A 20,840-nucleotide genomic window follows, 5' to 3' on the forward strand; every position below is an offset into this window, starting at 1 on the left:
CTGCTGACCAGCGCGCGGTTCAGGCCGCGCGCTTTAGGCGACGGCCCGGCGGTACAGGTGCCATGTGGCGTGGCCCAGCACGGGCATCACCACAATCAACCCCAGCAGCATCGGGATTGCGCCAATCACCAGCAAGGCGGCGACAATGAAGCCCCATGTCAGGATCACTCCGGGGTTTTGCCGCAGCACCCGGACCGAGGTCACAACCGCCACTGGTAGACCCACTTTGCGGTCCAGCAATAACGGAAAGCTGACCACGCTGATGGCTAGTGCGACCAGAGCAAACAGGAATCCTACCGCGTTGCCAAAGATGATCATTGTCCAGCCCGCACCGGTGGTGAACACCTGCGTGACAAAGGCGCCTAAGGATGTGGGCAGATCAGGGCCCAGCGTGTGGACGTAGATGCTCTGCGCTACCATCAGCCAGACAAGCAACAGCATGACAAGATAGAAACCCAACATCAAAATGGCACCGAAAGATGGCGATCGGAACACACCGAACGCATCCAGCCAATGCACTTCTCCCCCTTGTTCGCGTTTGCGGCTGATCTCGTACAGACCCACTGCGGCTATTGGGCCGATCAGAGCAAACCCCATGATCAGCGGCGCCAGCAGCGGCACCATGTTGCGGTTCAGCCCGAACCCGAACATCAACAATCCTGCGATCGGGTAGATCAGCACGATGAATATGGCATCTGCTCTGGTTTCCAGAAAGTCATTGTACCCAGCCTGTAGACAAGCCCGCAGGTCTTGCATTGTTAAATTTTGCACCACCGGCAGATGCCGCGTATCCGCGCTGCCGATATGGTTGACGCTTTCAGCTATGTGATCACCGGTCGCACCGATATTCTGGGCGGCCCAGCTAATCGGATTTCCAATCGTTTTAGCCATTGATTTCCCCTCCCTTTGCGTATCGCGCAGCAGGGTGGATCCGGCATCGATTGCCTGAGGCCGGACCAGCCGGCAACGCCCAGATAGCAGTATAGCACATTTTTTCACGTTACGGTTGCGTGACGCGGAAATGTGCCGATTGCCCTGATTTTCAGGCGTGTTAGCTTGGTCGCAGGCAACAGGAGGTCAGCATGCAGCAAACGGCAAGAACCGTCGTCATTCACGAACACGGCGGCCCCGAAGTTCTGAGGATCGAAGACTGCCCCGTCGGGGACCCGGGCCCTGGGGAGGTGCGCATCCGCCATCATGCCTGCGGATTGAATTTTATCGACATCTACCAGCGGATCGGGCTGTACCCGATGGACCTGCCGCACGCCTTGGGTATGGAGGCCGCAGGCGTGATCGAAGCCGTAGGCGAAGGTGTGACCCATCTTGAGCCTGGCCAACGTGCAGCTTATGCGGCGGCACCGGCAGGCGCCTATTCCGAAGCCCGGGTGATGCCCGCAGCGCAGGTTTGTCCACTACCTGACGGGATTCCGTATGATGCGGCGGCGGCGATGATGCTAAAGGGATTGACGGTCGAATATTTGTTTCACCGAACGACGCCGTTGAAACGTGGCGATACTGTTTTGTTTCACGCGGCCGCTGGTGGCGTAGGGCTGATCGCATGCCAATGGGCCAAATCCGAGGGGATTACTCTGATCGGAACCGCCGGGACCGACGAAAAATGCAGCCTTGCCCAATTCAACGGCGCTGCGCATTGCATCAATTACCGCACCGAAAACTTTGTCGAGCGCGTAGCCGAAATCACCGGTGGCAAGGGGGTGGATGTGGTGATGGATTCCATCGGGGCGGATACGTTCACCGGATCGCTGGACTGTCTCAAGCCGTTGGGGATGATGATTTCCTTCGGCAATGCGTCAGGGTCTGTGCCGCTGATAGATATTGGGATGCTGGCGAAGAAGGGCTCGCTCAAGATCACCCGCCCGACTTTGTTTACCCATATTGCCGATCACGCGGTCTGTCAGGCGATGGCCCGACGTCTGTTCGGCAAGGTTGAGGGCGGTGAGGTCAAGATCCATATCGACCAGCGCTTTCCGTTGGATCAGGTGGACGATGCGCATCGTGCGCTTGAGGCACGACAGACCACTGGCAGCACGGTGCTGGAATTGTAAAACTCATCAAGTCCTGGGCAAATGTCACAGGGCCTGTCGCCAGCGGGAACAAACAAAAACGGCGGCGAGTGACCTCGCCGCCGAAAGACTGTCAGATGTCAGCAAATTATTGCTGCAGCTCAGCCGGATCTTTGTCAGCAATGTTTTCCCAGTTCACACCGGCTTTTTCGATAAAGCCCGGAACGTCGCCTTCCCAGCGCTCCTGAATGTCTTTCGACAGGTTCAGGTACAGTTTGTTGTCAACGATTTTCCAGTAGTTCGGGTCGCCGTCGAACTTGAAGCCCATCGCGGTGCCGAATGCGCAGTAACCGCCATATGCGGGCAGGTACGCTTCTGGGTTTTCTTCAAAGGCAGCTTTGTTTTCTTCCGAAGCAAAACGGTACAGCGCGTCGTTGTGCAGGGTCGAGATGCGGTAATCGCCTTTGGTCGGCTCGCCTACGGTGAAATATGCAACCGGGTCATAGCCCTGCATTGCCAGACCGGTCGAGCTTGCGTTGATCTCAACACCAGCGGCCAGCGCCGAGCTTGCGATTGCAACGGACAGCGCAACGCCGCCCAGAATGGATTTGAACTTGTTCATGGTTTCACCTTTCGTGAATAGGCTCGCTCTAGAGCACCTGAATTTTGCCCGGGCAAACCGGATTTTGTTTTTGCGACGCCGGTAATTGGCCGTCACAGAACCTCAATTGGGCAGCGCCCTGATCACGTTCAAGACAATCAATTGTGAAGGTCCGGTAACACAAGTTTTGGTGATGCAGATTACGTATCCGGGATCAGAGCGGTGACGAATGAAACGACCTTATCGGCAGGCATTTCACAGGGGCGCAGCAGGGCACCACTTTGTCGCGTCAAATACAAGTTCATGCTGATATAGTCCGGGCCGCCAAGCTGATGGGCCACCAGTTTGAGAGACCTTCCAGCGCCAAAAACCGAACGGCTGACCACATAGCGCCGCCCATTGGCATAACCGGTAAACGTACCCTCGGGCAACGCGAAAAAGGCGTTCAGAAAACCGGTTGGCGCAATCACGATTTGCCGATTTTCGGCTCGGTTCCCGCCTTGATCCGCGCCAGATTGGCGCTGTGGCGCCAGTAGACCAGCAGGGTTAGGATGATGCTCAGCGCAAAGGCTGAACTGTCCGTCAGCACAATCACCCAGACAACCGACATGGCCGCAGCCACCAGCGCGCCCAGTGATGAAATCCGCCAGATCGCTGCAGCCACCAGCCATGTCAGGCAGCAGGCCACACCTACGCGCCAATCCAGCGCCAGCCACAGGCCCAGAAAGGTGGCCACGCCCTTGCCGCCGTTAAAGCCCAGCCAGACAGGAAAGCAGTGGCCCAAAAAGGCGGCCAGCGCCGCGATCTGGGCGGCGTCTTCCCCAGCCAGTGCCCGCGCCAACAGAACGGCCACCGCGCCCTTGGCGGCGTCAAAGATCAGCGTCAGCGCCGCGGCTGCCTTGTTGCCGGTGCGCAGCACATTGGTTGCCCCGATATTGCCTGACCCGATATTGCGCAGGTTGCCCAGCCCCATGACCTTGGCGACGATCATGCCAAAAGGAACAGACCCCATCAGATAACCAAGCACAGCCCAGAGGATCAGCTGGGTCATCGAACTGTCAAATGGCGGCATCAGGGTCTCCGGTAAACTTCTTGTCCAGCCACGTAGGTTGCGGTGACCTTACCTTGCATCCGCTGGTCGTCAAACGGTGTGTTTTGCGATTTTGATTTCAGCGAGAACCGGTCCAGCACAAAGGGCACATCCGGGTCAAACAGCACCAGATCGGCGGACGCGCCCTCGGACAGGCGACCGCTGTCCAGCCCCAGCCGTTTTGCCGGGTTCAGCGCCATGGCCCGGAACAGCGTCGGCAGGTCCAACTGTTCCGAATGATACAGGCGCAGGGCTGCGGGCAGCAGCGTTTCCAACGCAACGGCGCCCGAGGCGGCCTCTTCAAACGGCAGGCGTTTGCTTTCCTCGTCCTGCGGTGTGTGCATCGAGCTGATGATGTCGATCAAGCCGCTGCGCACGGCCTCGATAACCGCCTGACGGTCATCTTCGGACCGCAGCGGCGGCTTGACCTTGAAGAAAGTCCGATAGTCGGCCACGTCCAGCTCGTTCAGCGTCAGATGGTGGATCGAAGTGCCCGCGGTGATGTCCAGCCCGTTGCGCTTGGCGCGCTCTAGCGCGGGCAGAGCGCGGGCGGTGGTGATCTGATCGGCGTGATAGGCAGCGCCAGTCATTTCCAGCAGGGCAATATCACGGTCCAGCCCCATGCGTTCGGCCATGGGCGTGACGGCGGGCAATCCGCGCAAGGTTGCAAACTTGCCGCTGGTCGCGGCGGCCCCGGCGCTCAGGACAGGTTCCTGTGGGTGCGCGATAACCAGCGCGTCGCAAGACCGCGCATAGGTCAGAGCGCGCGAGAATACCTTGGTGTTGGTGACAACGTGATCGCAATCGGTGAACGCCACCGCGCCCGCATCTTGCAGAAAACCGATCTCGGTCATCTCACGCCCGTCGCGTCCTTTGGTCAGGGCGGCCATGGGCAAGACGTTGACCGGCGTATCCGCCTGCGCGCGGCGGGTGACAAATTCAAGGCTTTCGGGCGTATCGATGGCCGGGCTGGTATCGGGGCGGGTAACGATGGTGGTCACACCGCCGGCTGCTGCTGCCAGACCGGCGGATTTATAGCTTTCCTTGTGCCGCTCGCCCGGTTCGCAGACTTTGACGCCGATATCGACGATGCCAGGGGCAAGGCAGTGCCCGCTGCAATCGATGATTGGCGTATCCGTGGACGGTGCGTCGCCGTCACCGCGCGCGGTAATCTGGCCGTTGCCCACCTGCAGCCAGCCAAGGCTGTCCGTGCCGGTTTCCGGGTCGATCAGGCGGGCGTTGGTGAAGGTCAGGTTGCTCATGCCAGTGCCCTTTCGATTGCGGCTTTGGTGGCGGCGGAATCCGCCTGATATTTGATCAGGTGCTTGTCGCCGCCCTTGGTGACGATCTGGACAAAACTGCCCATGATATTGACCGCCTTGATCTGGTTCAGGGCCACCTTGCGCGGGCCGGGGCCGGTGAGGGTGGTGTCCGTCATCGTCCAGGTGGCGACCAGTTCTTCCGAGGCCATGTACCATGCCCGGATGCCGACGGCGGCCAGACCGGCAGGCGCGCCGGTCCAGGGATAGGGGTTTCCGATCAGCCAAAGCACAATCATCGCACCCGCCATGGCTACGGCGGCCAGCCATGCGTTGGTGCGAATGTAAGTGCCTCTGTCGGGCGAGAAGGTCACAGGATCAGCCACAGGATGCCTCCGACGGCCAAAAGGATCACTAGTGCCAGAACGGCAGAACCGATGCGGCGGGGCTGGTCGTTTTGGGACGCAGGTTGAGGGGCCGAGAACGGTTTTGCGCTTTCGGTTTCGATCGGACCGCCGGTCCAGTTGGTGGCCTCTTCGGTGAACAGCCCGATCAGGCGCAGCCGTTTGTCGGGGATCAGAGTGGCTGCGCGACCGCCAAAGGCAGCGCTGCGGACCACCATGACCCAACCCGTTATGACTTCAAGCGCTGTGCGATCCAACTGATCGGCGGACACGCCGCAGCCCTCGTTCAGATAGCCATAGAGCCCCAGGTCCTCGAGGTCTGAGACCGCAAAGACGTCGATCTGTTCAGGGTCCAGCCCCGCGACGCCCAGAACTTGATCGGCGGCACCGGGTTCACGCAGAAATTTGGCCTCTTCCGGGCGCATGTTCAGCGTGAACAGGCGGATCACGCCGCGTTCATGGGGGGCAACGGTCAGATCGCTCATGCCACCTCGCGCAGGTTGCGGGCCAAAAGTTCCATCGCAGCCATGCGGACGGCGACCCCCATTTCAACCTGTTCCTGAATGACCGAGCGGTTGATGTCGTCGGCCAGGGTCCCGTCAATCTCGACCCCGCGGTTCATCGGACCGGGATGCATGACGATGGCGTCGGATTTGGCCAGCGCCAGCTTGGCGGCGTCCAGCCCATAGCGGTGGTAATACTCACGCTCGGACGGAATAAAGCCGCCATCCATCCGTTCCTTTTGAAGGCGCAGCATCATGACAACATCGACGTCCTTAAGGCCCTCATTCATGTCGTCATAGATCTCGGCACCAAATTCGGCAAAGTGGTCGGGCACCAAAGTGGGCGGGCCGATCAGACGGATGCGGTTTTCCATCTTGCCCAGCAGGATCAGGTTCGACCGTGCCACGCGGGAATGGGCGACATCGCCGCAAATGGCGATGTTCAGCCGGTGCAGACGGCCCTTGGCGCGACGGATCGTCAACGCGTCCAGCAAGGCCTGTGTCGGGTGTTCATGCTTGCCATCGCCCGCATTCAACACCGCACAGTTGACCTTTTGCGCCAGCAGATCGACGGCGCCGGAATGCGGATGCCGCACCACCAGCAGATCGGGATGCATCGCGTTCAGCGTCATGGCGGTGTCGATCAGGGTCTCGCCCTTTTTGATCGAACTGGCCTGCATCGCCATGTTCATCACATCCGCGCCCAGCCGCTTGCCCGCCAGTTCAAAGCTGGCCTGCGTGCGGGTCGAGTTTTCGAAGAACATGTTGATCTGCGTCAGCCCCGACAAAACGTCGGAATGCTTAGTCGATTGCCGGTTCAGGTCGACATATGTCTCGGCCAGATCAAGAATAGCGGTGATATCGGATTGCGACAGATGCTCGATGCCAAGAAGGTGACGATGGGCGAAACGCATGGGCGGGCTCCTGTCTGACAATCGGGCCGCTTATAGGAAGGTCCGCGCGCCTAGGCAACCTAAGGATCGGTTCCTTCGGGCAGTTTCTCGCATCCACCCTCGGGCAGGCATTGTTCGCCGGGTTTACACCATTTGCCATAGCCGCAGTCGATGGCCTTTATCGGCACGCATCCCTGATGTTCGGAACACTTGAACCCAGGGCGGCATTGCGAGCCGGTTTCCTCGCACAAAAACCATCCGGGGCGCGAGCATCCGCCGCCCGGCAGACAGGACGATCCCGCACCGCAAGTCAGGCCATCATCGCACACGGTTGGCAGGCCTTCGATTGCTGTGTTGGGGTCAAAATCGGGCGTGATGCGTTCACATTCGCGGCGCGCATTGCAGATCGAGCCGCCCGGGCAATCCGCGCGCGAAGTACAACTGTTCGCCCCCGCAGGCGCGCATCGCGTGCCCCCCGCAACGCAGCGCTCAAACGGGCCGCAGGTGCGCCCGCCCCCGCAATAGGTGCCACCCAGAGGAATGCAATGGCCATCAAAGCTGCATCTCTGTCCGCCCGAACAGCACCTTGTGCCGCATTGGAACTGGCCGGGGCGGCATTGGCCGTTGCGGTCGAAAAGCTGCGCAAAAGCAGGGCCGCTGAGGGTGGTCAGCAGCAAAGTAATCATAAGGAATCGCAATAGAACCAACATGAATACTCTCATGGTCGGTGCGACCGACCGCCCGATCAAGGCCTATTCGCTTTCCCTCGTTCAAAAGCTGGTTAGATTGAAGGGTATGGAATCGGCTTTGGACTATCATACGGCCCGGGCTCTGCTGGAGTGGCAGATCGAACTGGGTGCAACGGACGCAATCGGCGATGCGCCGGTTGACCGTTTTGCGTTGCCTGACACTGCGCCCAAAGCCAAAAAGCCCGCCGTGGCCCAGACTGCCCCGGGAAAACCCAAGAAGGTAGATCCAGTTGCCGTGGCGAAAGCGGCAGCCCAAGGTGCTGGGTCGCTGGAACAATTGCGTTCGGCGATGGATACGTTTGAGCATTGCGAGCTGAAGCGTGGGGCGCGGCAGTTGGTCTTTGCAGATGGCACGCCGGGCGCACGGGTCATGATCATCGGCGAAGCGCCGGGCCGTGAAGAGGACCGTGAAGGCAAGCCCTTTGTCGGCCGCGCGGGGCAATTACTGGACCGGATGCTGGCGGCGATTGATCTGGATCGCACCCAGAATGCCTATATCACCAACGTCCTGCCCTGGCGCCCGCCGCAGAATCGCGACCCGAAACCCGAAGAGATCGGGATGATGAAACCGTTTCTGGAACGGCATGTGGCGCTGGCCAAGCCCGAGGTTCTGGTGATTATGGGCAATATCAGCTGTCAGGCGGTGCTGGGCAAGCGCGGTATCACCCGGTTGCGCGGGCAATGGGCACAGGCGCTGAACCTGCCGGTCATCCCGATGTTCCACCCCGCCTACCTGCTGCGCCAACCACAGATGAAGCGGCAGGCCTGGGCTGATCTGCTAGAGCTGAAAGCCCGGCTGGAGGGCAAGTGATGCGCATTCTTGCCTTTTCCGACCTGCATATGGCACGCAACCGCGCGGCCGAGGTCGTCGCGGCCAGCGCCGAGGCCGATCTGGTGATCGGGGCTGGGGATTTCTGCAATGCGCGACAGGGGTTGGACCAGGCGATGGCGATGCTGTCCGGCATCACCGCACCGTTCGTGATGGTGCCCGGCAATGCCGAAAGCGCGCAGGAACTGGTCAAGGCCGCGCCGGAAGGTGACCATGTGCTGCACGGCGCCGGCATGACATTGGACGGCCTGCGGCTGTTCGGGCTGGGGTATGGCGTGCCGGTTACACCTTTTGGCGACTGGTCCTGTGACCTGACCGAGGCTGAGGCCACTGAATTGCTGGACCGTTGTGACGCGGCGGATATTCTGATCGCGCATTCACCGCCCAAGGGGTACGGCGATGTCACGTCGCAGGGCGATGCGGTGGGGTCCGTGGCCGTGCGCGACGCAGTGGAACGCCTGCAGCCGCAACTTGCGCTGTGTGGACACATCCATGACAGCTGGGGCTATCGCGGCAGCCTAGGCCGCACGCAGATCGCCAATCTGGGCCCCAAGGTAAATTGGTTCGAGGTCACCTTATGATAGAAATGGTCACGCTGCTGGCGTTTATTCCGGCAGCTTTGGCACTGAATTTCACCCCCGGCGCAGACATGTTGTTTTGCTTTGGGCAAGGTTTGCGGTCAGGTGCCAAACCGGCTTTCGCTGCAAGCGCGGGAATTTCCCTCGGATCGATGGTTCATGTTTTTGTAGCGGGGCTTGGGTTGGGGGCCGCCGTAGCTACGATGCCATGGCTGTTCGATGTAATCCGCTGGATGGGGGTGGCTTATCTGCTGTATTTGGCATGGGGCGCGATCCGGAACGGGGCGGTGTCCGCCGATGCGCCTGCAAAGCCCACAAGCCACGCCTTTCGCGACGGGTTGGTGGTGAACCTGACCAATCCCAAGGTCATCCTGTTCGTTTTGGCCTTTATCCCGCAATTCGTGAATCCCGCCATAGGGCCGATCCTGCCCCAATTCCTGATTTTGGGCGTCATCATCGCGCTGGGCGGGTTTGTGGTAAATGGGCTGGTGGGCGTATTTGCCGGGGGCGCGGGGAAGGTTCTGATCTCAAACCCGCGCGCCTCACGTATTATGGGCTGGGTGACCGGGGGAATTTTCGCTGCCCTCGCCATCCGGCTTGCCATCATGGAAAGGGCCTGACACCACATGTCACGCATCGACGAAAGCATGGAATTCATTCCGGTTCGGATCGCCGTTCTGACCGTCTCGGATACGCGATCGCTAGACGATGACCGCTCGGGTCAGACATTGGTCGACCGGATCGAACGCGCGGGTCATTCGGTGGCCGACCGCAAGATCATCCGCGATGAGCGCGGTGAGATCGCGGCGCAGTTGCGGCTGTGGGCCGGTGACCCGGACATTGACGTGGTGATCTCGACCGGTGGCACCGGTTTGACCGGCCGCGATGTGACGGTTGAGGCGCACCGGGACGTCTATGAAAAGGAAATTGAGGCATTCGGCACTGTTTTCACCCTCATTTCGATGGAAAAGATCGGCACTTCAGCGGTGCAATCCCGCGCCACGGGTGGCGTGGCCGAGGGCACTTATCTGTTTGCACTGCCCGGCAGCCCCGGTGCCTGCAAGGACGCCTGGGACGGTATTTTAGAAAAACAGTTCGATTACCGGCATCGTCCCTGCAATTTCGTGGAAATAATGCCAAGATTGGACGAACATCTCCGACGGAAGTAGACTGGTTGCACGTATAACTGATTGTAACCGCTTTGTGGCTTGGCATTTTTCCGTGCCCGGCTACGTTTTGCATATGATAGCCTGATGCGACCGGGGTAAGTGATAGATGCGATTTTTGAGGCAAAGCCTTGTTGGTGTCTTTCTGGCGTTTCTAACGCTGGCCTTGGTAACTGTCGCGGTACAGCTGATTGTCAGCGCGGTGCAAGAGGCCCTGAACCGCGACAGTGAGCCACCCGAGGGCCGCGAACGCATTTTTGCCGTCAGCGTGCAACCGGCTGAGTTAGAGACGGTAACCCCCTATCTCGAAGCCTTTGGCGAGGTGCAAAGCCGCCGCCGCCTGGAGCTGCGCGCCGCATTGGGCGGGCGCGTGATCTCGTTGGCTGAGGATTTTGAGGATGGCGGCGTCGTCACCACCGGCGAGGTTCTGGTCGAACTGGACCCGGCTGACGCACAATCGGCCCTGGACCGCGCCAAGTCCGACCTGCTGGACGCTCAGTTCGAGGAACGCGATGCCGAACGCTCACTGCTTTTGGCGCAGGATGAGTTGAACTCGGCCGAGGCGCAGGCGGCCTTGCGTGGACGTGCCATGCAGCGTCAGAAGGATTTGCAAAGCCGCGGGGTGGGCACGCCTGCCGCCGCAGAAGAGGCCGAGTTGGCCGAAGCGGCCGCACAGCAGGCGGTTCTGGCGCGTCGTATCGCACTGGCGCAGGCGGAATCGCGCGTCGATCAGGCAACCACGTTGCTGGCCCGTGCCCGTATCGCGCTTGAGGCCGCTGAACGCGATCTGGACGACATGACCGTCCGCGCGCGGTTTGCCGGGACGCTGACGGATGTGACCCTGGTCGAGGGCCGGTTGGTTGCGGCGAATGAAAAACTGGCGGAATTAGTGGATCCCAACGCGCTTGAGGTCGCGTTCCGTGTCTCGACTGCGCAGTTTGTGCGCCTATTGGATGCCCAGGGTAATCTGATCGAGGCGCCGGTGACCGTATCGCTTGAGGTAACAGGAACCGATCTGATCGCCACGGGGCGCATCAGCCGCGACAGCGGATCAGCGGGTGAGGGGCAGACTGGCCGTCTGATCTATGCCCGTCTGGACGACGCGCCCGGTTTCAAGCCCGGCGATTTCGTAACGGTCACGGTACAGGAACAACCGTTGGACAATGTGGTGCGTTTGCCATCATCGGTTCTTGATGCGGCGGGCACGGTGCTGGTGCTGGGCCCCGATGACAGGCTCGAGGCGCTGCCTGTGCAACTGATCCGCCGCCAGGGCGATGAAGTGTTGTTGCGCGGCGATGGTCTGGTCGGGCGCGAGGTTGTTGTTGGCCGGACGCCGTTGTTGGGTGGCGGGGTTCGGGTGCGGCCACTGCGGATAGAGGCCAATGCCGGGGCGGAACCGGACATGGTTGAATTGTCGGATGAACAGCGCGCCCAACTGGTGGCGCGGGTCGAGGCCAGCGATCAGATGCCGAACGACGTCAAGGCTCGTGTTCTGGGACAATTAAGCGAGAGCCGTGTCCCGGCCTCATTGGTGCGCAGCATCGAGACCCGGGCAGGAGGGTAAGCGCCATGATGCGCGACATCCCCGGCGCGGCGGGCGGTATCCTCAGCTACTTCACCCGCCACCGGACGGTGGCCAACCTGCTGTTGTTGGTGATGCTGGTGCTGGGCGCGGCGGCGATCCCGTCGATGCGGGCGCAATTCTTCCCGGACGTCATCCTTGAACGTGTCGATGTCAACGTCGAATGGGAAGGTGCGGGCCCCGAGGATGTGGACAATGGCATCGTCCAGCTGCTGGAACCCGCTCTGCTGGCGGTCGAAGGGGTTGCCAGCGCGATTTCGACCTCGCGCGAGGGACGCGCCAATATCCGGCTGGAGTTTGAGCCGAACTGGGACATGTCGCGCGCCGTAGATGAGGTCAGAACCGCCGTCGACAGTGTGACCAACCTGCCTGATGACGCCGAAGAACCCTCGATCCGGCGTGGTGCGTGGCGGGATCGTGTGACGGATGTGGTCGTGACCGGCCCCGTTGACCCGGATCAACTGGCCAAGTTCACCGACGAGATGATCAACCGCCTGTTCGCCGCTGGCGTGACCCGCACCACGATTCGCGGCCTTGCCGCGCCGCGCGTGGTGGTCGAAGTGCCAACGGCGCAATTGATCGCCAATGACATCACCCTGTCCGAGATTGCGCAGGCTATAGCCGCTGAAGCGATGGCCAGCCCCGCAGGTGATGTCACGGGCGCCAATGCGCGCATCCGTACCGGCACCGAAAAGCGCACCCCCGAAGAGATTGAGGGCATTGCGCTGCGCAATTTTGCCGATGGCTCAAAACTTTTTATCGGGGATGTTGCGGATATTCGGGTGGAAGGCGTCAATCGCAATCGCAGTTACTTTGTTGGCGAAAACCCCGCCATGTCGGTGCGCATCGACCGTTCGAACCTGGGAGATGCGATTCAGATTCAGCACTCGGTCGAGGATGTGGTGGCCGAACTGCAGGCCAGCCTGCCCGAAGGAGTGACGATCGAGCTGATCCGCACACGTGCGCAGGCGATCACTGACCGCTTGGATATTCTGGTGGACAACGGTCTGATGGGGTTGGGCCTTGTGGTGTGCCTGCTGTTTTTGTTCCTGAATGCGCGTATCGCCTTTTGGGTTGCGGCGGGTATCCCGGTGGCAATGTCAGCGGCGATTGCGTTCATGTATATCGGCGGGCTGTCGATCAACATGATTTCGCTGTTCGGGCTGATCATCACGCTGGGCATCGTGGTGGATGACGCCATTGTTGTTGGTGAACACGCCGATTTCCGTGCGCGCCGGCTGGGCGAGGCTCCGATCGTGGCCGCCGAACGTGCTGCGCGGCGCATGGCGATGCCGGTATTCGCCGCCACCCTGACCACCGTGATCGCCTTTTTTGGTCTGACTGCCATCGGCGGCCGGTTTGGGGAATTGATCTATGACATCCCGTTCACTGTGATTGCGGTGCTGATCGCCTCGTTGATCGAATGTTTCCTGATTCTGCCCAACCACATGGCCCACGCTATCGCGCATTCGGCGAAAGAGCATTGGTATGACTTGCCCAACCGCGTTGTCAATCGCGGGTTTCGCTGGGTGCGCGATCACCTGTTCCGCCCGCTGATCGCCTGGGTGGTTTGGGCCCGCTATGTGGTTGTGGCCGTGATGGTGGTGATCCTGGCCAGCCAGATTGCGCTATTTATCAAAGGTGACGTGAACTGGCGCTTTTTCAACGCGCCCGAACGCGGCTCGGTCACTGGCAACTTTATCATGGCCGAAGGTGCGACCCGCGAAGATACGCTGGCGATGATGCGCGAGATTCAGCGCGCTGCCGAAGAACTGGGACAGATTTACGAAGAACGCCATGGCCGCAATCCTATCGATTATGTGTTGGCCGAGGTGGGTGGAAATGCCGGATGGTTCAACCCGCCCGCCGCAGAAGGCAAGGATCAGGACTTGCTGGGCGGGATTTCAATCGAGCTGATCGACGCTGACCTGCGCCCCTATTCCAGCTTTGAGTTCGTGGGTGAGTTACAGGATTTTGTACCGCGCCATCCCAAGGTCGAGATGCTGACCTTCCGCGGCTGGCGGTCCGGGCCCGGCGGTGATTCAATCGAGGTGCAGTTCTATGGCGCCGACGTGAACACGCTCAAAGCAGCTTCCGAAGATCTGCGGGCCGAATTGGCGAAATACCCCGAGGTTTCGGCGCTGCAGGACGACCTGGCCTATGACAAGGAAGATTTCATTCTGGATTTGACACCCATAGGGCAGGCGCTGGGTTTTCGTATGGAAACGCTGAGCCGTGTGTTGCGGGATCGTCTGAACGGGATCGAGGCCGCGACTTTCCCCGATGGTCCGCGCAGCGCCGAAATCCGTGTCGAATTGCCCGAAGGTGAACTGACCGCCGATTTTCTGGAACGCACCCTTATGCGCACGCCGGATGGCGTCTATGTGCCGCTGGCCGATATCGTCTCGGTCGAGCGCAAGTCGGGCTTTTCGACGGTGCGGCGCAATAACGGCCTGCGAGTGATTACGGTGGGGGGTGACATCTCCGAGGATGATCCGGCCCGTGCGGCAGAAATTGCCCGGGCGCTGAATGACGAGATCCTGCCCAATATCGCCGCCGAACGGCAGGTCGAATGGCGGTTGACGGGCCTGAGCGAGCAAGAAGATGAATTCCTGACCGAGGCGCGCACCGGCCTGATCCTGTGCCTGACCGGGATCTACCTTGTGCTGGCCTGGGTTTTTGCCAGCTGGACGCGACCTTTGGTGGTGATGGCGATCATTCCGTTTGGATTGGTGGGCGCGATCTGGGGGCACTATATATGGGATGTACCGCTGAGCATGTTTACCGTGATCGGCCTGCTGGGGATGACTGGGATCATCATCAACGACTCGATCGTTCTGGTCACGACCATCGACGCCTATCAGCGAGAGCGGGGGTTGGTGCCGTCGATTGTCGAAGGCACGGCGGATCGACTCAGACCCGTGATGCTGACGACGCTGACGACGGTTTTGGGGCTGACACCGTTGCTGTATGAAGGCTCGCAACAGGCGCAGTTCCTCAAACCTTCGGTGATCACGCTGGTGTACGGGCTGGGTTTCGGAATGTTCCTAGTGTTGTTACTGGTGCCGGCGCTGCTGGCTATTCTAAACGACCTGTCACGCCCGATGACTGCGTTGCGCCGGGCGATGCGGGCACCGGATCGAGTGGTGCAGGGCACGGTGATGGCCACCGGGCTTGTGTTGCTGCTGTGGTTTGGCATGACGATGATTTGGCCCGCGATGACTGGCGCGCCAGTTGGTTTGTTGTCAGGGCTCTACCCGGGGGATGAGGGCATCGCGGCGCTGCATATGGGGCTGGGAGCGTTCCTTGCCGGTGCGCTACCAATTCTGATGCTAAGCGTCGTGTTGTCCGGCTTGCTTTACGTGCGGCTCAAGGGACGGGCGGCTTGACGCGCCTGCAGCGCGGTTTCCAGCAGATCGACGACTCGATCACTCATGGGCAGGTCACCTTGTCTGATCTGATCTATCGAAAACCAACGGGCGTCCAGCGCATCGTCCCCTGCGACGGGAGAACCTGAACGATATTCACAAGCGACCCCGACCAGCAGGTAATGCGACTGCACAGCGCCCTGTTCGTCGCGGCGCAGAAGGTCCAGATTGTCAAGATAACACAGCGGTTCCGCGATGACCGAGGTTTCCTCGCGCAACTCCCTTTGCGCGGCTTGCATCACCGTTTCGCCCCATTCCACATGCCCACCGGGAAACCCCCAGAGCCCCGCATCTGGCTGTTTGCTGCGCTGCACCAGCAGCACGCGGGTTTCATGCACCACAACGGCCAGCGCGCCGATCTTAGGAGTATTCCCCATCTCTCAGCCCGCGCTGCATCCCTGAATGTCGACGGCATGATTGGCGCCCAGCACCGTGATCCGTATGTCGGACCGGTCCAGCGCAAATGGTCCGCCCGAGGCGCTGATCACCTCGGATGTGGCCACCAGGGTCCCGCCCTGCCGTGTCGTTTCGGGTTCCGAGGCCCAAAGCGTGGGGTTTCCCGGTTCGATCACCGCAACCTCGCGCCCTCCGGCCGAGGGCATGGTTACGCGGGCTTCGATCCGCATACCGTCTGATGTGGGGGTCAGATGGCAGCTGGCGGCAGTCACCTGAGCCTCTTTCGCGGAATAGGGGCGTTGGGCCAGTGCTGCGGCAATGGCTGGGTTGCGCCCGGCGTCAGCGTCCAGCGTATGGTCGAAATCCAACGTCTCGGGGATGCAGACATCCTTGCAGACGCCCAAATCCATTTCCCCACGCAACCGCACGGGTTTGGCGGGGTCGCTTGGAGTAATTTCAACAGGCAGCACCAGTTGATCGGCATAGCCCAGCGATTGCAGGCCATTTTGTACAAATACGTGGGGCGCAGGCCAGGTGATCGCCACATCACCCACATTTTGCGAGCGGTTCCAATCAAACTGCGGCGGGATACCAGCGTCACCGGGTGCGCGCCAATAGGTTTTCCAGCCGTCCTTCAGCGTCAGCCGCAGCGCCCCCAGATAGGTGCCATTGGCCGTACGCCCACCATCAAGCACATCCAGTTGCACAACATCGCCCTCAACCTGCGCATGGACGGGGGCGGTCAGGGCGAAACAAGCGGTCAGAGCGGCCGCGGTTGATTTAAGATAACGCGTCATACCCCATAGATGCGTGGTCTTGCCGGTGATTCCAAGTCACGTTCGGGTCACCGTGATGAAATCTGGCGAAATGTGACCTGATCCCTTGCCAACCCCCACGTGCCGGGGCCATTGTTGAAGGAAGACGAAGCAAGAGTTTTAAATCCATGGATCTGACCGGAAAACTGTTGATCGCGATGCCTGGAATGGGTGATCCACGTTTCGATCACTCGGTGGTGTATATCTGCAGCCATGGCGAGGACGGGGCAATGGGCCTGATTGTCAACAAACCGTCGGATTTGCGGATCAAAACCCTGCTCAGCCAGTTGAACATCGCCTGCAGCATCCCCGTCGTGGGCGAACGTCTGGTTCATTTTGGCGGCCCGGTTGAGATGTCGCGCGGATTTGTCCTGCACAGCGCGGATTACGATGCCAACCTGCATTCCATGCAAATCTCGGATGATTTCAGCATGACCGCGACATTGGATGTGCTCGAGGATCTGGCCTCGGGGCGGGGGCCTTTGAATTCGATGCTGGCGCTGGGCTATTCCGGATGGGGTCCCGACCAGCTAGAGGATGAGATTGCCATGAACGGTTGGCTGACCACCGAGGCGACCTCGAAACTGGTGTTCGACGTTCCCGATGATGAAAAGTGGGAGGCTGCGCTGGCGACGCTGGGGGTTGATCCACTGACCTTGTCGGCCAGCGCCGGGCGCGCCTGATCAGCTGTCGCGCGGCGCGGCGGCGCGGCGCAGGCGGTCATTGATAGCCGCGCCCAATCCATGATCGGGGATCGGTGACACCGCAATCGGGCGGCCTGTGGTGTTCAACCTGTGCAGGGCCGAGAACAGGTTTGCGGCGGCTTCGGTCAGATCACCGCTATCTGACAGGTTCAGATCACACGGAACAGCGCCAAACCCCAGCAAAACCTCGTCACCCTGCGGGCCGGCCGCATTCAGGCGTACGGGTGCGTCGGGGGCGTAGTGCGATTGCAACTGGCCCGGCGCGGTCAGTACATCCGAGGCCTGATGCAGGTGCAGTTGTGTATTCAAAACGGTTTCGATCTGTTCCAGCGCCACACCGCCGGGGCGCAGCAATGCGGGCTCTCCGGCCAGTCCAACGATGGTGGATTCCAGACCAACACCGCAGGGGCCGTCATCCAGTATGGCCGCGATACGCCCATTCAGACCCGCGCGCACGTGATCGGCAGTCGTAGGGCTGATCTGACCGGAGGGGTTGGCCGATGGCGCTGCCACCGGCCCGTCAAAGGCTGACAGCAACGCCCGGGCCGTACCATGTGCTGGGACCCGAACCGCCAGCGTCTCTAGCCCGGCTGTGACCAGCGGTGAAATCCCGTGCCCCTGACGCAGAGGAAGAACCATTGTCAGGGGACCGGGCCAGAATGCGGCAGCCAGTGTCTCGGCCCGCTCGGACCATTCGACATATCGCTGCGCTGCCTCGGCAGAGGCCACATGCGCAATCAACGGGTTAAAGCTGGGTCGTCCCTTGGCGGCATAAATGCTGGCCACGGCTTCGGTATTGCGGGCGTCACCGCCCAGTCCATAGACAGTTTCAGTGGCGAAGGCGACCAGCAGGCCCTGCCGCAGCAGGTCAGCTGCCTGTGCGATTCCGCCCGGATCGGCGGCTAAATCCAAAGTGCCGTTAGGGTTCATTTCATGTGACGCCGCGTTTTGATTGCTTGCAGAACAAGGCCAGTTACGTTTCCGACCAATCAAGGATGCATAAAGGTGGGCATTGCAATTTCCAACCCCACCCGCCAAAAACCGACCCAAACAGACCCGGGGGAAGACATGCCATACCGCGCGCCCATTTCCGACTATGAATTGTTGTTCCGCCACGTCGTCGGATTCGATCAAATCGCGGCGACCGAGAAGTTTTCGGAAGCCAGCGAAGATGTGGTCGGTGCGATCCTGTCTGAGGCCGGCAAGATGTGCGAAGAGGTAATGGCCCCGCTGCAACGCCCCGGTGATCTGGAGCCATCGCGGTTGGAAAATGGCGTGTTGCGTACATCGCCCGGTTACGTAGATGGGTGGAAGGCGATTGCCGAAGGCGGTTGGATCGGGATGAGCGGCGATCCAGAGTTCGGTGGTATGGGCCTGCCGATGGCCCTGACCACCGCTGTAAATGAGATGATGTCGGCCGCGTGCTTGTCGCTGCAACTGGCACCGTTGATGACGCAAGGCCAGATCGAAGCGCTGGAACATCACGCCAGTGACGAGCTGAAATCGCTGTACCTGCCAAAGATGATGACGGGCGAATGGTCGGGCACCATGAACCTGACCGAAGCGCAGGCCGGATCGGATGTGGGGGCTTTGTCTTCCAAGGCAGTGCCCAACGGCGACGGGACCTATTCGGTTTCGGGTCAGAAGATCTTTATCTCTTGGGGTGACAACGACTTTACCGAGAATGTATGCCATCTGGTGCTGGCGCGTCTGCCGGATGGTGTGCCTGGAACCAAGGGGATTTCTCTGTTTTTGGTGCCCAAGTACCTGCCCGATGAAAACGGCAATCCCGGTGTGGCCAACGATCTGAAAGTGGTGTCGCTGGAACATAAGATGGGCCTGCACGGCTCACCGACCTGTGTGATGCAATATGACGGGGCCAAGGGCTGGCTTGTTGGTAAGGAACATGGCGGCATGGCTGCGATGTTCACCATGATGAACAATGCCCGCCTGGGTGTTGGTGGTCAGGGTGTTGGGGCTGCCGAGGGTGCCTACCAGCACGCGCTGGCCTATGCGCTGGACCGCAAGCAGGGCAAGACGCCCTCGGGCACCATCATCGACCATGCGGACGTGCGCCGGATGCTGATGAGCATGCGCGCCGATACCTTTGCCGCGCGCGCCATCATGCTGGCCAATGCGGCTGCTATCGATATGGCCACGGCCACCTGTGACGCCGAATGGTCCGCACGCGCCGCGCTGCTGACCCCGATCTGCAAGGCCTTCGGAACTGAAACAGGCATGCGCGTCTCGGAAACCGGTGTGCAGGTTCACGGCGGTATGGGGTTCATCGAGGAAACGGGCGCAGCCCAATATTACCGCGACGTCCGCGTCACCGCGATTTATGAGGGCACCAACGGCATTCAGGCCATGGACCTTGTGGCGCGCAAGATGATGGATGGGGGCGAAGCAGCCTCGCGCTTGTTGGACGAGATCGAGGATCACGCCGAACAGGCCCGCGCCAGCCTGCCGGGTCTGGCGGGTCCCGTATGGGAGGCGACCGAAAGCCTGCGCGAAGCCACCGAGTGGATCGTGGCGCAATCGGACATGAACGCTCGGTTTGCCGGTGCTGTGCCTTATCTGCACGCCTTCGCCCGCGTTTTGGGCGCGCATTACCACCTGAAGGCGGCGCTGGCTGACCCCGAAGGTCCGCGCCTGAAACTGGCGCGGTACTACATCAACGCATTGCTGCCGGAATATGCCGGTCTGCTGACGCAGGCGCAGAACGGGGCCGAGGACATCTATGCGCTCACCCCTGAGGAGCTGGCGGTGTAATGGACGGGGATACACCTTTGGCAATCCGCTATCCTTGGCCTGAGCCTCCGGCGCAGGGCGAGGCGATCGAGGTTGCTGAAGGGGTGCTGTGGATGCGCCTGCCGCTGCCCATGGCGCTGGATCACGTCAACATCTATGCGCTGGACGATGGCGATGGATGGACAGTGATCGACACGGGCATGTCTTCGAACAAGACCCGTCGCATCTGGGAAACCCTAATGGGGGGTCCGCTGGGCGGCAAGCCGATCAACCGGGTGGTAGTGACCCATCACCATCCCGACCACGTGGGCAATGCAGGCTGGTTTCAATCGGAACACGGCGTGGAACTGGTGGCTTCGCGTACCGCATGGCTTTTCTCGCGCATGCTGCAGCTGGATGTGCAGGAAAGCTGGCCGCAGGAAACGCTGGATTATTACCGCAGCGCGGGCATGGACGCGGGTGTTCTGGCCAAACGGATGACCGAGCGTCCGTTCAACTATTGCGACACGGTCTATCCAATGCCTCTGGGGTTTACCCGGATCAAGCAGGGCAGCATCATCCGCATGGGTGGCCGTGACTGGGACGTCCATATGGGCAATGGCCACGCCCCTGAACATGCCACGTTCTGGAGCCGCGATGACAATCTGGTGATCACCGGGGATCAGATCCTCAGCTCGATCAGCCCCAATCTGGGCGTCTATGTCACCGAACCTTTGGCTGATCCCGTGGCCGAGTGGCTGGAGGCATGTGAGCGTCTGCAAGGCTTGGCGCGGCCTGATCATCTGGCGCTGGGTGGGCACAAGCTGCCTTTTACCGGCTTGCCGCTGCGCATGAAGCAATTGATCGACAACCACCACGGCGCGCTGGACCGGTTGCAGGACTATCTGGACCAACCCAAAACCGCGGCCGATTGTTTCATGCCTCTATTCAAGCGCCAGATCAAAGAAGGCGAGTACGGGCTGGCTTTGGTCGAAGCGGTTGCACATCTGAACCATCTTTACCACATTGGAACTGTCAACCGGACGCGCCGCGCTGACGGGGCGTGGGAGTTTCAGCGCAAAGGGTAAA

General features: G+C 60.6%; 22 protein-coding genes. 10 read left to right on the forward strand and 12 right to left on the reverse strand.

The window, feature by feature from the left end; genetic code table 11:
• Nucleotides 1-33: 33 nt before the first annotated feature.
• Nucleotides 34-891 (reverse strand): DUF2189 domain-containing protein, encoded by an 858-nt coding sequence (locus ACR0LY_RS13100; RefSeq protein WP_170350712.1) that lies wholly within the window; start codon nt 889-891, stop codon nt 34-36.
• 191 nt (nt 892-1,082) lie between these two features.
• Here ACR0LY_RS13100 and ACR0LY_RS13105 point away from each other — a divergent pair, with 191 nt between their 5' ends.
• Nucleotides 1,083-2,066, forward strand: a complete 984-nt coding sequence (locus ACR0LY_RS13105) for a quinone oxidoreductase family protein (RefSeq protein WP_170350711.1) — start codon at nt 1,083-1,085, stop codon at nt 2,064-2,066.
• A gap of 106 nt (nt 2,067-2,172) precedes the next feature.
• Here the strand turns inward: ACR0LY_RS13105 and ACR0LY_RS13110 are convergent, their stop codons facing one another.
• The 8 genes from ACR0LY_RS13110 to ACR0LY_RS13145 form a co-directional block, all read right to left on the reverse strand.
• Nucleotides 2,173-2,646 (reverse strand): YHS domain-containing (seleno)protein, encoded by a 474-nt coding sequence (locus tag ACR0LY_RS13110; protein WP_170350710.1) that lies wholly within the window; start codon nt 2,644-2,646, stop codon nt 2,173-2,175.
• Between the two features lie 179 nt (nt 2,647-2,825).
• Complete coding sequence (locus ACR0LY_RS13115) at nt 2,826-3,095, reverse strand: hypothetical protein (protein WP_170350709.1); 270 nt, start codon at nt 3,093-3,095, stop codon at nt 2,826-2,828.
• Nucleotides 3,092-3,697: a glycerol-3-phosphate 1-O-acyltransferase PlsY gene (plsY, locus tag ACR0LY_RS13120; RefSeq protein ID WP_170350708.1), complete on the reverse strand. Its 606-nt coding sequence runs from the start codon at nt 3,695-3,697 to the stop codon at nt 3,092-3,094. Before plsY ends, ACR0LY_RS13115 begins: the two co-directional genes overlap by 4 nt.
• Nucleotides 3,697-4,977, reverse strand: coding sequence for a dihydroorotase (pyrC, locus tag ACR0LY_RS13125; protein WP_170350707.1), 1,281 nt, complete (start codon nt 4,975-4,977; stop codon nt 3,697-3,699). The genes plsY and pyrC overlap by 1 nt, the downstream gene beginning before the upstream one ends.
• On the reverse strand, nt 4,974-5,360 hold the full coding sequence (locus ACR0LY_RS13130; protein WP_226689300.1) for a hypothetical protein: 387 nt from the start codon (nt 5,358-5,360) through the stop codon (nt 4,974-4,976). The genes pyrC and ACR0LY_RS13130 overlap by 4 nt, the downstream gene beginning before the upstream one ends.
• Nucleotides 5,345-5,863: a hypothetical protein gene (locus tag ACR0LY_RS13135; RefSeq protein WP_170350706.1), complete on the reverse strand. Its 519-nt coding sequence runs from the start codon at nt 5,861-5,863 to the stop codon at nt 5,345-5,347. Before ACR0LY_RS13135 ends, ACR0LY_RS13130 begins: the two co-directional genes overlap by 16 nt.
• Nucleotides 5,860-6,795 (reverse strand): aspartate carbamoyltransferase catalytic subunit, encoded by a 936-nt coding sequence (locus ACR0LY_RS13140; protein WP_170350705.1) that lies wholly within the window; start codon nt 6,793-6,795, stop codon nt 5,860-5,862. The genes ACR0LY_RS13135 and ACR0LY_RS13140 overlap by 4 nt, the downstream gene beginning before the upstream one ends.
• A gap of 59 nt (nt 6,796-6,854) precedes the next feature.
• Complete coding sequence (locus ACR0LY_RS13145) at nt 6,855-7,484, reverse strand: scavenger receptor class F, member 2 (protein ID WP_254428549.1); 630 nt, start codon at nt 7,482-7,484, stop codon at nt 6,855-6,857.
• A gap of 85 nt (nt 7,485-7,569) precedes the next feature.
• Here ACR0LY_RS13145 and ACR0LY_RS13150 point away from each other — a divergent pair, with 85 nt between their 5' ends.
• From ACR0LY_RS13150 to ACR0LY_RS13175, 6 genes are all read left to right on the forward strand, one after another.
• Complete coding sequence (locus ACR0LY_RS13150; protein WP_170350770.1) at nt 7,570-8,334, forward strand: uracil-DNA glycosylase; 765 nt, start codon at nt 7,570-7,572, stop codon at nt 8,332-8,334.
• Complete coding sequence (locus ACR0LY_RS13155) at nt 8,334-8,933, forward strand: metallophosphoesterase family protein (protein WP_170350703.1); 600 nt, start codon at nt 8,334-8,336, stop codon at nt 8,931-8,933. The genes ACR0LY_RS13150 and ACR0LY_RS13155 overlap by 1 nt, the downstream gene beginning before the upstream one ends.
• Entirely contained in the window at nt 8,930-9,550 is a 621-nt protein-coding gene (locus ACR0LY_RS13160; protein WP_170350701.1) for a LysE family translocator, read from the forward strand. Before ACR0LY_RS13155 ends, ACR0LY_RS13160 begins: the two co-directional genes overlap by 4 nt.
• Nucleotides 9,551-9,556: 6 nt before the next feature.
• Nucleotides 9,557-10,099, forward strand: coding sequence for a molybdenum cofactor biosynthesis protein B (gene moaB / locus ACR0LY_RS13165; protein WP_170350700.1), 543 nt, complete (start codon nt 9,557-9,559; stop codon nt 10,097-10,099).
• Nucleotides 10,100-10,205: 106 nt separating this feature from the next.
• The gene (locus ACR0LY_RS13170) at nt 10,206-11,660 is read left to right on the forward strand and encodes an efflux RND transporter periplasmic adaptor subunit (protein ID WP_170350698.1); all 1,455 of its coding nucleotides are present in this window, start codon (nt 10,206-10,208) and stop codon (nt 11,658-11,660) included.
• Nucleotides 11,661-11,665: 5 nt separating this feature from the next.
• A complete protein-coding gene (locus tag ACR0LY_RS13175; RefSeq protein ID WP_170350696.1) occupies nt 11,666-15,067 on the forward strand; it encodes an efflux RND transporter permease subunit in 3,402 nt (1,133 codons plus the stop codon).
• Here the strand turns inward: ACR0LY_RS13175 and ACR0LY_RS13180 are convergent.
• Both ACR0LY_RS13180 and ACR0LY_RS13185 read right to left on the reverse strand, forming a co-directional pair.
• Entirely contained in the window at nt 15,037-15,483 is a 447-nt protein-coding gene (locus ACR0LY_RS13180; RefSeq protein WP_170350694.1) for an NUDIX hydrolase, read from the reverse strand. The genes ACR0LY_RS13175 and ACR0LY_RS13180 overlap by 31 nt on opposite strands.
• Before the next feature lie 3 nt (nt 15,484-15,486).
• The gene (locus ACR0LY_RS13185) at nt 15,487-16,299 is read right to left on the reverse strand and encodes a protein-disulfide reductase DsbD domain-containing protein (RefSeq protein WP_170350693.1); all 813 of its coding nucleotides are present in this window, start codon (nt 16,297-16,299) and stop codon (nt 15,487-15,489) included.
• A 146-nt stretch (nt 16,300-16,445) separates the two neighbouring features.
• Here ACR0LY_RS13185 and ACR0LY_RS13190 point away from each other — a divergent pair, with 146 nt between their 5' ends.
• On the forward strand, nt 16,446-17,000 hold the full coding sequence (locus ACR0LY_RS13190) for a YqgE/AlgH family protein (RefSeq protein WP_170350691.1): 555 nt from the start codon (nt 16,446-16,448) through the stop codon (nt 16,998-17,000).
• Here ACR0LY_RS13190 and ACR0LY_RS13195 read toward each other — a convergent pair whose 3' ends face one another.
• Entirely contained in the window at nt 17,001-17,951 is a 951-nt protein-coding gene (locus tag ACR0LY_RS13195; RefSeq protein ID WP_170350690.1) for an L-threonylcarbamoyladenylate synthase, read from the reverse strand.
• A gap of 138 nt (nt 17,952-18,089) precedes the next feature.
• Between ACR0LY_RS13195 and ACR0LY_RS13200 the strand changes: the two genes are divergently transcribed.
• Both ACR0LY_RS13200 and ACR0LY_RS13205 read left to right on the forward strand, forming a co-directional pair.
• Complete coding sequence (locus ACR0LY_RS13200) at nt 18,090-19,793, forward strand: acyl-CoA dehydrogenase family protein (RefSeq protein WP_170350689.1); 1,704 nt, start codon at nt 18,090-18,092, stop codon at nt 19,791-19,793.
• A complete protein-coding gene (locus ACR0LY_RS13205) occupies nt 19,793-20,839 on the forward strand; it encodes an MBL fold metallo-hydrolase (protein WP_170350688.1) in 1,047 nt (348 codons plus the stop codon). The genes ACR0LY_RS13200 and ACR0LY_RS13205 overlap by 1 nt, the downstream gene beginning before the upstream one ends.
• Nucleotide 20,840: the final 1 nt, after the last annotated feature.

This window comes from Ruegeria sp. BC5 (genome assembly GCF_056539205.1).